We start from the raw sequence: 16,139 nt of genomic DNA, 5'->3' as shown, positions 1-16,139 counted from the left end.
CGCTGATGCCGCGCCTGTCGTGATCCTGTGATCCGCCTGTCATAGGGTCGTGCCGAATCGTGCGGGGGCGTGTCATGAAATTCATCCATATGTCGGATATTCACCTGGGCGTGCCGGGCATGCTGATCGAAGGGATCGATCCGCACGAACGTCTGGCGCGCGCCTTTGGTCATATCGCCGAGCATCATTCGGATGCGGTGCGGCTGGTGATCACCGGAGACCTGACGCATTGGGCCGATCCCGAGGCCTATGCGGCGCTGAAACAGGCGCTGCGGGTGCTGCCGATCCCGGTGCGCCTGATGGTGGGGAACCACGACGACAGGGCAGTCTTCCTGGACCAGTTCCCCGATCATCCGCGCGACGAGGCTGGCTTTATCAACCATGCCGAGGACCTGCGCGAAGGGCGTTTCATCTATTGCGACACCGTCCAGCGGCAGAGCCATGCCGGCCATTTCTGCAAGGCGCGGCAGGACTGGCTTGCGGCGCGGCTGGAAGGATGCGACCGCGCGTTCCTGTTCTTTCACCACAACCCGCTGCATCTGGGCGATCCGTCCTCGGACATGCTGTCGCTGAACGATCGCGACCAGGCCGGGTTACGGACCTTGCTGAAAGCCCACCGCGACAAGATCGTGCACATCTTCTTTGGACATGTGCATGAGCCCCTGTCCGGCACGCTGGCGGGCATTCCCTTTTCCGGCGTTGCCTCGACCGTGCACCAGGTGATCCCGAACCTGTCGCCCTCGAAGCTCTCAGGCATGGGGCCGTTGGAGCCATCCTATCGCGTCGTGCTCATGCGGGGCGAGGACGTGGTGGTGCACCAGATCCCCTTTGCCTGGGACGGCGAGGTGATCTGGCACGGCAACGACTGGGAAGACTGGGCTAGGGAGGCCTGATCGAGGGCGTCGGGCAAATCCGCCCGACGGTTCTCGGCGATCTCAGCCCGGCTTGTAGTCGCGGTTCGCTTCGGGATCCTCGTCCGAGAAAGGCAGTTTCGACAGATCGTCCCAAAGTGCCTCTGGCAGTTTCATCGCGGCCCAGTCGATCGTTTGCTGCACGCGTTCGGGCTTTGACACGCCAACCACGGTGCAGGTGATGCGCGGATCGCGCAGCGAGAACTGTAGCGCCGCCGGCCCGGTGGGTACGCCGTGGCGGGCACAGACCTCCTCGATGGCGCGGACCGGGGCTAGGGCCGCCTCGTCGGCCTTTTGGTATGTGATACGCGGCATGGCGGCACTGCCTTTGGCCAGGACGCCGCTGGCAAAGGGCGCGGCGTTCAGCACGGCGATGTCATTGTCATAGGCATAGTCGAACATCGCATCCGCCGAGCGGTTCAGCAGCGTAAACCGGTTGTGCGAGATCAGCGCGTCGAAAGGGTAGGCCCGCAAGATCGGGTCCATCACGTCAAGCCGGCCCGCCGCAAGGCCGACGGCCTCCGCCAGCCCCTCTTCCTTGAGCTTGAACAATTCGTCCAAAGCACCGCCCTCACCGGTGATCTCGCCCAGGTCGCGGGCATGTTCCGGGTCGTGCAGATGCAAAAGCGGGATGCTGTCCAGGTTCAGGGCCGCCAGACTTTCCTCCAGCGATTGGCGCACACGGGCGGCGTCGAAGCGGCCGGTTTCCATGTCGCGGTCCAGCTTGGTCGACAGGACAAAGCCCTCGGGCAGGCCGCCGCGCTCCTTGATGACCGCGCCGATGCGTTCCTCTGACCGACCGAACCCGTAATTGCGCGACGTGTCGAGGAAATTTACCGGCCCGTCAAAGAAGGCTTCGACCGTTGCGCGGGCGCGCTCTTCGCTCACGGAATAGCCGTAGGTGTCGGGCATGTCGCCAAGGGCGGAGGCACCGAAGCAAAGCTCTGTGACTTCGAGATCGGTCTTGCCGAGGGCGTAGCGGGCCATAGGGGCCTCCTGAGTGTCCGGGGTTTTGGCGATTTGTGACCGGATCGGGCCCGTGTGGCAAGGGGGGCGTTCGGGTGTGCACGCGTGGGCAGGTAAGGGGGAATGCGGAAGCAAGGGGGGCAGAGGCGGTTATACCATTCGTCAGCAAATGTACGGTTTGGCGCCCACGTGCGGCTTGTGGCCAAATCTCTCGTTCATTCTGTTCCTATTTGACTCTGGTCTCCTGCCCGAAACTGGTGCATTCGTTTTTTCGGTTCATGTCGAGGGAGTCAAAGGATTGGCACGCTGTTTGAAGCAAGTCGCCGGAAACATTTTCTTAATTGCACTGATTGTGATGATCTCGGGAATAGCGCAAGCTGCTGAAATCAAGAGAATAGACGACCGGGTGTGCACGATTCTTTTCAAGGGGGAGATTGTGTACGGGGATGCTCAAAGGCTATGGAACCTTGCCCCGGATCATACCGACATACTTTGCCTGGACTCACAAGGCGGGAGCTTTTCCGAGGCAATCAGTATTGCTGAGCGTCTTGACGGCGGATGGATCGGAACCCGACTTGAAGAGGGCGCAGAATGCTTGTCCGCCTGTGCCTTGATCTTCGTGGCAGCCAGTCAATTTGAAGAAATCCATGTTCCCATTCGGTCGAAGCACCAGAAGGCGCGTTTGGGATTTCATGCGCCCTATGCGTTGCCGCCCAGAGGACAATACACTGAGCAGTCTATTGCAGAAGCTTTCAGGGTAGGCACCGAGGCCGTCGCCCTGATGATGCGGCTGGGCACTGTAGAGGGGCGCTTTGGCTACCAAGGTGTTTTCCCGAATGACATGCTGATCCAAATTCTAGAGAAAGGTCCTGGCGAGTTCTATGAAATCGACAGGCCTGAGCGCGCAAAGGCATTGGGTATCAAAGTCTTTGGATTTCAGGCCCCGGAATGGACGCAAGCCCAAGTTTGCACCGCTTGCGACCATTGGTTCGAAATGTCGCGGTATCCGAATGCCTGCGAGCGAGTCCAGACCCGTGTTCTTTCGGGTGGCGTCATCGAGTACCGGGTACAGGGTTACGAAGCCGAAGCTATGGCCCAATGCGTGGTGCGTGTTGACGCAAACAAGGGTTTGGCGGCGATAAGAACATACGGGCTTTGGCCGGGTGACTATGTCCAAAATTCGCCGTTCCAAAAACTTGATGATTGGTATGCGTATGCAAAAACCGGTAGTGGCAATTGAAATTGAATCTATACGATGCGCGCATGCTCACTGCTGAGCCAGCCAGTGCCGGGCATGCAGTTCTTACATGTCTTACATGGTCCACTTTAGGCGATTGTGTTTTTTCGCAAGCTCGACGGGGTTCTGCCCATATTCTGCGGTGTGCGTGACACGCCACAAGACGAAACCGAGACTGCCAGTAATGTTTGGAGGCACATGCATCGCCGAGGTGACGTATCTCGCCGGACGGGATCAAGCCCCCTCGTAGTGGGTGAAGACCTCTGTCGTGCCGTTGCGGCGGATGAGGTGGACGTCGTAGGCCTCGCGTTGTGACTCTGGGCCCATCCCGGGGGAGCCGTAGGGCATGCCGGGGACGGCAAGTCCGCGCGCGTCGGGGCGTTGGGCCAGCAGGCGGCGGATGTCGGCGGCGGGGACGTGGCCCTCGATCAGGTAGCCGTCGATGCGCGCCGTGTGGCAAGAGGTCATCGCGGGCGGGATGCCGTTGTCCATCTTGTAGCGGATCAGGGCGGCGTTGTGCGTGTCCTCTGTCGTGACGAAAAACCCCTCCTGGCGCAGGATCTTGACCCAAGCGCTGCAGCAACCACAGTTGCGGTCCTTTAGCACATGAATTTCCGGTGCAGCGGCGCGCAGCGCGGCGGGTAGGGGGATCATGGCCAAAGCCCCCAAGAGGAGGCCCCGGCGGTGGACAGTATTGGTCATGACGCGCATTCCCTTTGTGGTTCCTTCCGGTTCTGGCGGTCGAGATAGAGGTTCCGGTTGGGGGAAGGTCAAGACCGGTGGCCTATCCTCGCGGCAACGTCATCGCGGGATCGTAGGGGCTGGGCGTGATGACCTCTGCGGTGAAACGCTCTCCCAGCAGGTCAAGCTCCATCTTTGTGCCGTGCGTGGCCAGGTCCGGGTCGACGAAGCCGAGCGCAAGGTTCAGCCCGGTGCGAAAACCGTAGGCGCCCGAGGTCACGGTGCCGACAACCTTGTCGCCCATCATCATCGAGGCACCGGGCGCGGCGCGGCGGTCGGTGGCGGTGTGGCTGAGGGTGACAAGGCATTTGCGCGGGCCGTCGGCTTGCCGTTTCAGCAGGGCCTCCTTGCCGATGAACTCCTTGTCGAGTTTCACGAAGCGGTCCAGCCCGGTCTCGAACGGGGTGAATTCGGTCAGCAGGTCGGCTTTCCAGTGCAGGAAGCCCTTTTCGAGCCGCATGGAGTCGACCGCCTGGCTGCCAAAAAGGCGTAGGCCGTGCTTGTCGCCAGCCTCACGCAGGGCGGTGTAGGCGGCAAAGAGCGAGGCGTTGGGGACGTGGATTTCATAGGCGAGTTCGCCGGAAAAGCTGACGGACAGAACGGTCGCCGGGGCATAGCCGATGAAACATTCGCGGGCGGAGAGCCAGGGGAAACCGGCGGCCGACCAGTCGCCGCGAGAGGTGGCGGCGAGCACGTCGCGCGCCTTTGGCCCGGCGAGGACGAGGATGGTCTGATCGTTGGTCAGGCTGCGGATCTGCACGTCCTCATCGGCGCGCTTGTGTGTCCTCAGCCAGTCCATGTCGTGGAATTCGGACGCGGCGGCAGAGCCGTACCAGACGCGGGCAGGCCCCCGGTCAGAGGCGGGCAGGTTGGCGAAAGTCGCCTCGGCCTTGATCATTCCGTGGTCGTTCAACAGGTAGCCGAGGCCAACGCGGCCGTCCCTATTTGTCACCCGGCCACAGCAGAGCCGGTCAAGGAAGGCGTGGCGGTCGGTGCCGGTGATTTCCAGCCGGTTAAAGCCGTTGACCTCACACAGACCGACAGCGGTGTGGACGGCACCCACCTCGGCGGCCACGGCGTCATGCGCCTCGTCAAAGCGGAAGCTGGGGGTGATGTGGATGCCGGGGGCAAAGACCTCTGCCCGTTCCCAGCCGTTGACGGGGCCGAAATGCGCGCCTTCGGCCTGCAGGATCGGCGTCAGGGGCGTGGTCTTTGCCATCCGGCCCGCCGGGCGGTGTTCATTGGGGAAGTGGAAGCGGAATTCGTTCTGGTAGTCCTGCACGGCGTAGCGCGCGCAAAGTTCGACATTGGCGTGGCCGGCAAAGCGGCGCGGGTCGATGACCCATGTGTCGTAACAAGCCTCGCCATGCACGATCTGCTGCGCCAGCAGCCAGCCGTGGCCGCCGCCCTCGCCCAGACCGGCGCGCAGCCCGATGATGCAATAGGCGTTGCGCTTGCCCGGGATCGGGCCGACCAACGGCGCGCCGTCGATGGTATAGGTGATGGGGCCGTTGACGACCGTGGTGATGCCAACCTCTGTCAGGGCGGGCATACGGGCAAAGGCCCCCTCAAGCACGTCCATCACGCGGTCCAGATCATCGGGGCAGAGCGCGTTGACAAAGTTCGGGTCGATCCCGTCCATGCCCCATGTCTTGCAGTCCTGTTCGTAGAAACCGACCAGCAACCCGTTCTTTTCCTGCCGCGAATAGTAGTCCGAGATCGGGCAGCGCAGCAGTGGCATCCGGTGGCCCGCTTCCTTGATGGCGGGGATTTCCTCGGTCACGAAATACTGGTGTTCCATCGACATGACCGGGTGGTGCACGCCCATCATGGCGCCGACCTCGTTCACGCGGTAGCCGCAGGCATTGATGACCACCTCTGCGTGGATCTCGCCCTTTGGGGTGGTGACGACCCAGGTGTCATCGGGCAGTTGGCGCAGGGCGGTGACGGGGGTGTTGCGGTGAACCTCTGCCCCCGCCTTGCGCGCCCGGCGTGCGAGCGCCTGACACAGCTGCGCCGGGTCGATGTCGCCGTCCAGCGGATCCCAGAGGCCGCCGATCAAGTTGTCGGTGGAAATCAGCGGGTGGCGGCGGGCGCATTCGGCGGCGTCGATTACTTCGAACTCGACTCCCATGCCCCGCGCCATGCTGGCAAAATGGCGGTAGCCGTCCATATGCGCCTCCGTGTTGGCAAGGCGGATGCCGCCGTCGGCATGGTGGTAGGTGATCGGATAGTCGGGGTCTTCGGCCAGTTCCTTGTACAGCGCGATGGAATGGCTCTTCAGGCCGACCATGGTCTGGGTCATGCCGAAATTCGTCACCTGCGCCGCGGAATGCCATGTGGTGCCCGAGGTCAGCTCATCCCGTTCCAGCAGCATGACATCTGTCCACCCCTCCTGCGTCAGGTGGTAGAGCGTCGAACATCCGGCAATACCGCCGCCGATGACGACGGCGCGAGTGGTGGTCTTCATGTGCGGGCCTCCTGCTGTTGCGGCCAATCGGGGGCAAACTCCTGCTCTTGGGCAAGGCGGCTTTCGTGACTTAAGCGTCTCGAAAAAGGAGTTTTGGAAAGCCTTCAGGTGCACGCGGCGGCTTGTCATGGGACGCGGCGCAGCCCGTAGTGAGTGGCATGGATGTCGACAAGGATCAGCGCGGTCCGCGCCAGGTGCGAGAGGGGATGCGGCCCGGCGGTCGCCTTGCACGCCATGCGGCACGGGCCAAGGGACCTGCCAGTCCCGCACCGCCGGGCCAGGTGGGCGGGCAATACGCGCCGCTGGCAGAGGCCGACATGGCGGCGATCTACGATGCTGCCAAGCGGCTGCTGGCCGATCTGGGCATGGGCGAGGTGCCCGACCGGCTGCGCGCCGATCTGTTGACCGCCGGGGCAGAGGTGCGCGGCGCACGGGTGCTGTTTCCGACTGCTCTGGTCGATGAGGCGGTGGACCGGGCGACAAAGCGCTTTGTCCTTCATGGCCGCGATCCCGCCCGCGATATCGAGGTGGGCGGCGACCGGGTGTATTTTGGCACCGGCGGCGCGGCGGTGCAGGTCGTGGACCTGAACAGCGGTCTTTACAGGGCGGCCACCCTGCAGGACCTGCGAGACTTCACCCGTCTGCAGGACGCGTTGGAAAACATCAGCTGGTTCACCCGTTGCTGTATCGCCACCGATGTGCCCTCTGCGCGTGACCTCGACCTGAATACCGCCTTCGCGCTGTTGACCGGGACGACAAAGCCGGTGGCCAGCGCCTTTACCCTGGCCGAAAACGTGGCGCCCGTCGTGGCGATGATGGACATGGCGCTGGGAGGCGAAGGCGCCTTTTCCGCCCGCCCTTTCCTCAAGGCGCATATCAGTCCGGTGATCTCTCCGATGCGGTACGGGGCCGACGCGGTCGAGGTGGTCTATGCCTGCATCGCGGCCAACATGCCGCTGTCCTGCATCACCGCGGCACAGGCCGGTGCGACGGCGCCGGCAACGCTGGCCGGCTTCCTTGCGCAGTCATTGGCCGAGACCCTGGCCAGCCTGGTCATGGTCCATGCCATCCGCCCGGGGCATCCGATGGTCTTTTCCAACTGGCCGTTCGTCGTCGATCTGCGCACGGGGGCCTTTTCGGGCGGCGGCGGAGAGGTCGCCCTGCTGAACGCGGCCTCGGCGCAATTGTCGAACTGGCTGAATCTGCCGTCGGGCGTGGCCTGTTCGATGACGGATGCCAAGGCGGTGGATGCGCAGTACGGCATGGAAAAAGGGATGACGGCGCTGGCGGCAGGGCTTGCCGGGGGCAACCTTGTCTACGAGAGCGCGGGCATGACCGCCGCTTTGCTGGGTGCCAGCTTTGAAGGTTTCGTCCTGGACAACGAGATGCTGGGGGCGGTTCAAAGGGTGTTGCGCGGGATCGAGGTCAGCGAGGATACGCTGGGTGTCGAGGCGATCCGGGACGCAGTCCTTGGCCAAGGGCATTTCCTGGGGGCCGACCAGACCCGCGCAGCAATGGAACGGGACTATCTCTATCCGCGCCTGGCAGACCGCAGCGATCCTCGCAGTTGGGAAATGGGCGGGGCCGAAGATGCGCGCACGCGGGCAAAGGCCGAGGCGCAGCGAATTCTGGCCACGCATCGGCCCGTCTATCTGGAGGCGGCGCGGGAAAGTGCGATCCGCGCCGCCTTTCCCTGCCTGCAGTAAGTTCGCGCGCGCCGGTCAGGCGGCCTGGCTCTGCGCGGTTGGCCGGTTCGGGCGTTGAAGAACCGTTTCGCCGATCCTGAGACCGGCCAGCGCGGCGGCCACTTCGCTGGCATTCTGGCGCATGATCGAGGCGGCGGCGGTTGTCTGTTCCACCATCGCCGCATTCTGCTGGGTGACCGAGTCCATCTGGCTGACCGCCGAGTTGACCTCGGACAGGGCGGTGGACTGCTCGCTGGAGGCGGTGGCGATCGCGGCAGCAAGCCCCGACACCTTTTCAAAGCTTTCGACGATGGCCTTGAGATTGCGTCCGGCATTGTCGATCAGGTCGACGCCGCTGGTCACTTCCCTGGAACTGTTCGAGACCAGCTCGGTGATCTGGCGCGCGGCGTCCGAGGCATTGCCGGCCAGCACCCGCACCTCTTCGGCCACCACGGCAAAGCCGCTGCCGGCACTGCCGGCCCGCGCCGCCTCGACGCCCGCGTTCAGGGCCAGCAGGTTGGTCTGAAAGGCGATGTCGTCGATCAGTCCGATGATCCGCGTGATCTGGTCCGAGGATGCCTGGATGCGTGTCATCGCGCCAGCGGCTTCCTCGACCGTGCGCGCGCCCTCTTGCGCAGTCTGCGAGGCCGTCGCGGCGACCTGGTTGGCCTCTTGGGTGTTCTGGGCAGAGTTGGCGACGTTTTCGGTCAGTTCATGCACCGCGGCGGCGGTTTCTTCCAGCGATGCGGCCTGGTTTGCGGTGCGCTCCGACAGGTCGTCGGCGGCGGCGGATACTTCCTCGATGATCTTGACCAGGTTCGACATCGTACCCGTGACCTGGGTCATGGTCTCCCGCAGGTTCGCGGTGGCGCCGTTCAGCTTGGTCCGCACATCGTCGAAACGCCTTGGATAGTCGCTGTGTTCGGGGCCGGGGATGACATGGGTCAGATCGCCCTGCGCCAGTTTCTCGATCGCGGTGTTGATATGGCCAAAGGCGGCCGTCTGTTCCTCTGCGAGAATGCGGAACGTGGTTTCGACTACCCGTTCGATGTCCAGCGCGAAGGCCCGGGTCAGAACGCCGACCATGACGGCCAGGCGGCTGCGTTTGCGCCGCGGAATGCGTTTGAACAGGGCCGCGACAAGGTCGGTCGTGGCCAGCGAGTAAGCGGACATGTAGGTGTCCAGCGGCAGGTTGATCCGGGCGTGCGTGCGCCCGATCCGGTCGACCGAGGCGATGTATTCAGCGTCGAACTCTCCCGACAGCAGGCGGGTCCAGTGCTTTTTCTGGGCGTTGCGGGCATATTCCATCCGTTCCGGCCCGTCGAAGAAGGCCGCGGTTTGGGGATTGGCCTGCGCGCGCCTGTAGAAGGCTTCGAGAACCGCGTCGAGTTCGGGTTTGAGAAGTTCCCCGACCTCACGCAGCATATCTGCGTTTTCGCCATCCAGCTGGAAATGCGCGAGTTTCTGTTGAAGGTCCTTGGTCATCTGCTGTTCCGTCAATGATCGGTGGTTACAGCAGATTAAAGCGCCCAGAGGTTAACAAGCCTGCCAGAACGGCGGCATCGTTTGGGCTTCCCGGCCCTTGTTTTCTTAAACTTGCGCACGTTCGCAGCTGCAGAAAAACGGTTCGCGGCCCAAGCGGGTCGATGCCCGTATCAGACCGACACTTTCTTCAGCAGGACCTCTCGCGGGGTGTTCGCCTTGGGCGCATCGTGGATCACGCGGCCGCGTTCCAGCGCCACGAAGTGATCGCCAAGATCGTAAGCGAAATCGAAGAACTGCTCGACCAGGATGATGGCCATGTCGCCCTTTTGGCGGAGGTATTTGATCACCTCTCCGATCTGCTTGATGATATTCGGCTGGATACCTTCTGTCGGCTCGTCCAGCAGCAGCAGTTTGGGCTGCGCGATCAGCGCGCGGGCAATCGCGAGTTGCTGTTGCTGGCCACCCGAAAGATCGCCGCCGCGGCGGGCCAGGAACTGCTTCAGGATCGGGAAAAGCTCGAATGTTTCGTCCGGGATGCCCCATTCCGACTTGGGCAGGCAGGCATATCCGGTCTCGAGGTTCTCTTTCACGGTCATCAGGGGAAAGATATCGCGACCCTGCGGGACGTAGCCGACACCGGCGCGCGCCAGCGCATGGGCCGGGGTGGTGCGGGCGATATCGGCCCCGTCCAGCATCATTGCGCCGCCGGACCGTGCATGTGTGCCCGAAATCGCCTTGAGCAGGGATGTCTTGCCGACGCCGTTGGTGCCCATCAGGCATGTGACGGCACCGGGCTTTGCCTCCATCGAGATGTCGTAGAGGATCTGGCTGTGGCCATAGTGCAGGGTCAGGTCGGAGAGGCTCAGCATGGGGTGGGCTTTCCTGTCGTCCCGGCGCCGCGAGGGTGGACTGGGGCGCATCTGGGTAATTTCACAAAGAAGAAGCGGCCGCGCATCGTTCAGCGGCCCAGGTAGACTTCGATCACCTGCGGATTGCTGGTGACATGGTCGATAGAGCCTTCGGCCAGCACCGAACCCTCGTTCAGCACGGTGACCTTGCAGTTCAGCCGGCGGACGAATTCCATATCATGTTCCACGACGACGACGGCACGGGTCTTGGCCGCCTCGACCAGCATTTCGGTGGTCTTTTCGCGTTCCGCCGGGGTCATGCCCGCAGCCGGTTCATCGACCAGCAAGAGCCGTGGTTCCTGTGCCAGCAGCATGCCGATCTCCAGCCACTGTTTCTGCCCGTGCGAGAGCTCTCCGGCGGGGCGGGTGAGGCTGTCGGTGAGGCCGGTCTGCTCGGCGATCTCCTCGATGCGCTCGGCGCCGTGCTTCGTCTTCTTGTAGAGCAGCACGTCGAAGGGGCCACGCGGGTTCTTCAGCGCCATGGCAAGGTTCTCTCGGACGGTCTGGGCCTCGAAGACGGTGGGTTTCTGGAACTTGCGGCCGATACCCTCGCGGGCGATGGCGGATTCGGACATGCCCAGCAGGGAAATGCCCTTGTCCCCCCAGAGGACATGGCCCTCGTCCGGCTTGGTCTTGCCGGTGATGATGTCCATGAAGGTGGTCTTGCCCGCTCCGTTCGGGCCGATAATGGCGCGCAGTTCGGGCTCTCCGATCTGGAAGGACAGCGAGTTGATCGCCTTGAAACCGTCGAAGGAGACCGAGACGCCGGACAGTTCGAGAAGGGTCTTGCTCATGATTTTCTCGCAATCTTGTCGACCAGCCCGCCCAGGCCCTGCGGCGCAAACAGTGTGACGGCGACGAAGGAGAGGCCGAGGAGCACCAGCCACCAGTCCGTCCACTGGATCGTGTAGAACCCGAGGTCGATGTCGGGGGCGCCACCGCCGGTGAACCAGCTGGACGCGAGGGTGACAAAGACGGTGCCCAGCACCGCGCCGTAAAGCCGTCCGCGCCCGCCGATGGCGACCCAGACCGCAAGGTAGATTGAGGCGATGGGCGCGATCTCGGCCGGGTTGATGATGCCCGCCTGCGGATAATAAAGCGCCCCCGCGATGCCCGCGATCACCGCTGTCAGGGTAAAGACGAAGAGCTTGTAGCTTTCGACGTGGTAGCCAAGGAATCGCACCCGGGTTTCATCGTCGCGGATGGCCCGGATCACGCTGCCCATCTTGCCCGAGACGACCCAGGCAAACAGGATGTATCCCAGTGCCAGCGCCAGGGCGGAGGCCCAGAAGAAGACCATCGAGACCATGCTTTGCGGCGTCGATTCGAAGCCGGGTATATTCTGCAGGCCCGAAAGGCCGTTGTTGCCGCGCAGCCCGCTGTCGTTCTGGAACAGGTACAGCGACAGCGCCAGCGTCATGGCTTGGGTCAGGATCGACAGGTAAACGCCGGTCACGCGCGAGCGGAAGGCCAGCCAGCCAAAGACCAGCGCCAAGAGGCCGGGCACCAGCACCACCATCAGCAGTTGCAGTGGCAGCGAATGGGCAAAGGCCCAGATCGGCGGAAACTCGGAGGCCCCGACAACGCCGAAGATCTGGCTGGCGATGGCGTCGGAAACCTCTTGCGGACTGGGCGGGACAACCTGCGCGGCCATGCTGTAGGTGACGATGGTTTCGGTACGGGCGTACATCAGCCACATCCCGATGGCGTAGCCGCCGATCCCGAAGAACGCGAAATGACCCAGGCTGAGGATGCCGCAATAGCCCCAGACGACGTCCATCGCGATGGCGACGAGGCAGAGGCAGAGCGTCTTGCCCAGGGTCTTGACGAAACTGGTCGAGATGAAGCCGGTCCCGGTCGCCTCGGCCATCAGGGTGACGGCCAGCGTGAAGATCCCGAGGAAGGCGAGGAACCAGAGTACCGAAGGGTTTCGGGCGATGAAGCTGCGGTTCATTTGGGCGCTCCGTTCTTGGGATTGCTCCAGTCGGGGGCAGGGGGGCGTTGTTGCGGAACAACGGGTGCTGCCCCCGGCCTGTGGCCTTGCCCGTCATGTTTCGCGCCCAGTGATGCAGGGGCGCGCGCGCTCGTGCCGCTGGTGGCGCTGGGTGTTGGCGGGATCAGGACGCCGTTGCTGTGGCTGCAGAACAGGGTGCGCATGGTCTCAGTCTCCTGCCGCGCGGCCCTTGAGGGCGACGATGCCCTTGGGCCGGAACTGGATGAAGAGGATGATGAAGAGGATCATGTAGGTCTGTGCCGCCAGCGTGTTTGACGGGTTGAACCATTCGATCCCCTTTTGCAGCGTGCCGATCATGAAGGCACCGGCGAGCGTGCCCCAGACATTGCCGACGCCGCCGACCACCACGGTCATGAAGCTTTGCACGATATAGTCGGCGCCCATTTCCGAGGTGACCTTGGCATAGAGCCCGATGGCCACGCCGGCGATGCCTGCGATGCCGGAGCCAAGCCCGAAGGTCATCATCTTGATGCGGTCGGGGTTGATGCCCATCGAGGCGGCCATGCGCGGGTTCTGGGTCACGGCGCGCACCTCAAGCCCGAGCCGCGTGCGTTTCAGGATGAAAAGGAGAAGGGCCAGGAAGAGCAGCGCCAGTACGAAAATGGCGATGCGGATATAGCTGATCGCGATGACGTCGTTGAATACCAGCGCCCCGTCCAGCCATTCGGGCGAAGTCAACGGACGGGCCTGCGTGCCGAAGATGTTCTTGGCCAACTGTTGCAGGGCGATCGAGACCCCGAAGGTGGCCAGCAGGGTTTCCAGCGGTCGATTGTAGAGCCAGCGGATCACCAAACGCTCCATTGCAACGCCAGCGGCGAAGGTCACGGCAAAAGCCAGCGGCAGGGCGACGATCAACGACAGCGTGTAGTCGGGAATGAAGAGCTGGACGACGTAGCCGGTATAGGCGCCCATCATGATGAATTCGCCATGCGCCATGTTGATGACGCCCATGACGCCAAAGGTGATGGCGAGCCCGATGGCGGCAAGGAAATAGATCGAGGCCAGCGAGATCGCATCCAGCGCAAGATCGCCCGCCTGGCTCATCCCGACGCGGGTCTGGACCGCGTCCTGAGTTCTTTCGGCGGCATCGGTGATGGCGCTGTCCGGCTCTTCGTAGGCCTCGTAGATGGTCCAGGCGGCCAGGGTTTCGGCGATGATCTCGGGCGTGGCGCGGGGGGGCAGCGTGCCGGCCTCGGCCAGGGTGTCATAGGCACGCAGGCGCCGGTCGGGCGTGCCAAGCTGGCCGACCGCGATGCCGCCGACCTTGCCGTCCTCGACGTGGCGTTCCAGCGTCGTGCGGATCGAGGAGGCATCGACCAGCGCAGGCAGGTCGGTCTGTTCCCCGATCATGGCATAGGCCTCGGCCTCGGGCAGATCGGTGCCGGGCTCCAGCACACGCGCGACGTTTGCCCCGTCAGGGATGTCTTCGGCAATTTCGGTCCGGGTGGCGAGGATCTGGGACAGAACGGCCCGGGCGTCGACACTGAGGTCCGAGGACAGCGCCTCGATGGCTTCGATGCGGGCCTCGGGCGTGTCGCCGAAACGGGCGACAAGGTAGTTCAGCAGGCGTTGCTTGCGTGTCTTCAGCGCGGCATCCGCTTCGCCGTCGATAGAGGCAGAGAGCGGCGGGATCTGGCTGGGGTCCAACCCGCGCGCGATGGCGTCGACAGCGTCACGGCGCTTGGTGATGTCGGGGTCGGACAGCTGGAACTGAACCAGCGCCTCGGCGATGGCACGGCGCACACCGCCGTTCGGTTTGACCTGGTCGAGAGTGTCCGGATCGACGCCACTTGTAACAGGATCTCCGCTGGAGAGGTCCAGCAGGGTCAGCGTGTCGCCCGTTTCCTCGACATAGAAGAACAGGCCGTCCTCTTCGCGGACATAGACGGCCTTGTCCTGCCAGCGTTCCAGGAAGCGCGGGACCTCGGGCAGGCCGGAGGCAGAGAGCGCCTCGAGCACAGGCGCGACGGTGCGGCGCGAGGGCTTGGCGACTTCCGCCTGGTGCTCTTGCAGGAGGGATTGCAGATCCTGGGTGAAGCCGGGCGCGGGCAGCCACGCGATCAGGAGAACCGCAAGAAGGGCACGGAGCATGTGTCAGCCTGTGTCTTGGGAGGGGGTGGGCAGGGCGGTCGGGCCGCCCCGCCAATCGGAACCTTGGTCGCCGGGGCGGCAGGCGGCCGCTCCGGCGGGGATCAGGTCAGTAGTTCGACTTGATCTGGACGCAGGTCTCGGTCTCGGTGTTGTACATACCGCAGCCGAGGTCCTTCCAATCCGACTTCAGAACGGCCGATTCAGGCAGGAAGTCGGTCCAGGCGTCGCCCGGCACCGGATCGGTCTGGCTGATGATGTCGAACTGACCGTCCTCGGTGATCTCGCCGATCAGGACCGGCTTGGTCAGGTGATGGTTCGGCAGCATGACCGCGGTGCCGCCGGTCAGGTTCGGGAATTCCTGCCCGTACATGGCGGTGCGGACGGCGTCGACGTCGGTCGTGCCGGCCTGCTTGACGGCGTTCACCCACATGTTGAAGCCGATGTAGTGCGCTTCCATCGGGTCATTGGTCACGCGGTCGTCGCCCATGCGGTCCTTCCATGCGGCCACCCATGCCTCGTTCGCCTCGGTTTCGGCGGACTGGAAGTAGTTCCACGCGGCCAAGTGGCCGACCAGGTTCACGGTATCAAGGCCCGAGAGCTCTTCTTCACCGACCGAGAAGGCGACGACCGGGATGTCGTCGGCCGAGATGCCGGCTGCGGCCAGTTCCTTGTAGAAACCGATGTTGGCGTCGCCGTTGATGGTCGAGATCACGCCGACCTGCTTGCCGTCCTCGCCGAGGGCTACGACGTCGGCAACGATGGTGCCCCAGTCGGAATGTCCGAAGGGGGTGTAGTTGACGAAGATGTCCTCTTCGGCGATGCCCTTCGATGCCAGGTAGCTGGCCAGAATGTTGTTCGTGGTCCGGGGATAGACGTAGTCGGTGCCCAGAAGGGCGAATTTCTCGACGCCCAGTTCCTCGAGGAAGTAGTCCACGGCCGGGATCGCCTGCTGGTTCGGTGCGGCGCCGGTGTAGAAGACGTTCTTGGACGATTCCTCGCCTTCGTACTGCACCGGGTAGAAGAGCAGGCCGTTCAGCTCCTCGATCACCGGCAGAACGGATTTCCGCGACACGGAGGTCCAGTTGCCGAAGATCACGTCGACCTCGTGCACGGTCAGCAGTTCACGCGCCTTTTCGGCGAACAGCGGCCAGTCCGACGCGGGGTCGACCACGACGGCCTCCAGCTCGCAGCCCAGCAGCCCACCTTGTTCGTTCTGATCGTCCACCAGCATCAACACGGTGTCTTTCAGGGTGGTTTCCGAAATCGCCATCGTGCCGGACAGCGAGTGCAGGACGCCGACCTTGATGGTGCAGTCCTGGGCGCTTGCGCCGCCCGCCATGATGGCCAGTGCGGCAGCACCGGACAGAAGTTTCGTGAAACGGTTCATTCCTGTCTCCCTGCGGGCCAGCGGCCCTTGTCGCCACGTTTCCGAGCGACTAGGTCCTCCCCCGCAACCATTTGTTGCATCCAGTGTGGCGGCCTGACCGAGGTGCGAACTTGACCGGTCGCCACACGCCCTTTCCGTCCATCTCCTGAGCAGCGCGGCCTGGGCGCCTCGAGTCATCTGGTCCAGGTGCCTTTCGGTCAATCGCAGGCGGGGAACTGGCAGGTGCGCGGCGAAGAATGCACAA

Annotated in this window: 12 protein-coding genes; 3 read left to right on the top strand and 9 right to left on the bottom strand. The window is 63.6% G+C overall.

The features are described 5' to 3' along the window. The first annotated feature begins 74 nt into the window (after window positions 1–74). A complete protein-coding gene (locus RBB42_RS15555) occupies window positions 75–893 on the top strand; it encodes a metallophosphoesterase (protein ID WP_305971420.1) in 819 nt (272 codons plus the stop codon). Window positions 894–935: 42 nt separating this feature from the next. Here the strand turns inward: RBB42_RS15555 and RBB42_RS15550 are convergent, their stop codons facing one another. Continuing rightward, on the bottom strand, window positions 936–1,898 hold the full coding sequence (locus RBB42_RS15550) for an aldo/keto reductase (RefSeq protein WP_305971419.1): 963 nt from the start codon (window positions 1,896–1,898) through the stop codon (window positions 936–938). Between the two features lie 277 nt (window positions 1,899–2,175). Between RBB42_RS15550 and RBB42_RS15545 the strand changes: the two genes are divergently transcribed. After that, window positions 2,176–3,117: a hypothetical protein gene (locus RBB42_RS15545; protein ID WP_306043399.1), complete on the top strand. Its 942-nt coding sequence runs from the start codon at window positions 2,176–2,178 to the stop codon at window positions 3,115–3,117. 231 nt (window positions 3,118–3,348) lie between these two features. On the opposite strand, the gene RBB42_RS15540 is transcribed toward RBB42_RS15545, so the two are convergent. Beyond that, on the bottom strand, window positions 3,349–3,816 hold the full coding sequence (locus RBB42_RS15540) for a DUF411 domain-containing protein (RefSeq protein WP_305972556.1): 468 nt from the start codon (window positions 3,814–3,816) through the stop codon (window positions 3,349–3,351). A gap of 82 nt (window positions 3,817–3,898) precedes the next feature. Next, window positions 3,899–6,325, bottom strand: coding sequence for an FAD-dependent oxidoreductase (locus RBB42_RS15535; protein ID WP_305972557.1), 2,427 nt, complete (start codon window positions 6,323–6,325; stop codon window positions 3,899–3,901). Window positions 6,326–6,483: 158 nt separating this feature from the next. Here RBB42_RS15535 and RBB42_RS15530 point away from each other — a divergent pair, with 158 nt between their 5' ends. Beyond that, the gene (locus RBB42_RS15530; protein WP_305972558.1) at window positions 6,484–8,031 is read left to right on the top strand and encodes a trimethylamine methyltransferase family protein; all 1,548 of its coding nucleotides are present in this window, start codon (window positions 6,484–6,486) and stop codon (window positions 8,029–8,031) included. A gap of 15 nt (window positions 8,032–8,046) precedes the next feature. On the opposite strand, the gene RBB42_RS15525 is transcribed toward RBB42_RS15530, so the two are convergent. The 6 genes from RBB42_RS15525 to urtA form a co-directional block, all read right to left on the bottom strand. Beyond that, window positions 8,047–9,495 (bottom strand): methyl-accepting chemotaxis protein, encoded by a 1,449-nt coding sequence (locus RBB42_RS15525; protein ID WP_305972559.1) that lies wholly within the window; start codon window positions 9,493–9,495, stop codon window positions 8,047–8,049. A 170-nt stretch (window positions 9,496–9,665) separates the two neighbouring features. Beyond that, on the bottom strand, window positions 9,666–10,364 hold the full coding sequence (gene urtE, locus RBB42_RS15520) for an urea ABC transporter ATP-binding subunit UrtE (RefSeq protein ID WP_305972560.1): 699 nt from the start codon (window positions 10,362–10,364) through the stop codon (window positions 9,666–9,668). An 89-nt stretch (window positions 10,365–10,453) separates the two neighbouring features. Further along, entirely contained in the window at window positions 10,454–11,197 is a 744-nt protein-coding gene (gene urtD, locus RBB42_RS15515; RefSeq protein WP_305972561.1) for an urea ABC transporter ATP-binding protein UrtD, read from the bottom strand. Beyond that, window positions 11,194–12,357 (bottom strand): urea ABC transporter permease subunit UrtC, encoded by a 1,164-nt coding sequence (urtC, locus tag RBB42_RS15510; protein WP_305972562.1) that lies wholly within the window; start codon window positions 12,355–12,357, stop codon window positions 11,194–11,196. Before urtC ends, urtD begins: the two co-directional genes overlap by 4 nt. Before the next feature lie 207 nt (window positions 12,358–12,564). Beyond that, window positions 12,565–14,508: an urea ABC transporter permease subunit UrtB gene (urtB, locus tag RBB42_RS15505; protein WP_305972563.1), complete on the bottom strand. Its 1,944-nt coding sequence runs from the start codon at window positions 14,506–14,508 to the stop codon at window positions 12,565–12,567. A 106-nt stretch (window positions 14,509–14,614) separates the two neighbouring features. Further along, window positions 14,615–15,895 (bottom strand): urea ABC transporter substrate-binding protein, encoded by a 1,281-nt coding sequence (gene urtA / locus RBB42_RS15500; RefSeq protein ID WP_305972279.1) that lies wholly within the window; start codon window positions 15,893–15,895, stop codon window positions 14,615–14,617. Window positions 15,896–16,139 lie beyond the last annotated feature (244 nt).

This window comes from Mameliella sp. MMSF_3455 (genome assembly GCF_030733205.1).
Classification (GTDB): Bacteria; Pseudomonadota; Alphaproteobacteria; order Rhodobacterales; family Rhodobacteraceae; genus Antarctobacter.
This window is presented reverse-complemented; position numbering and strand designations above follow the sequence as displayed.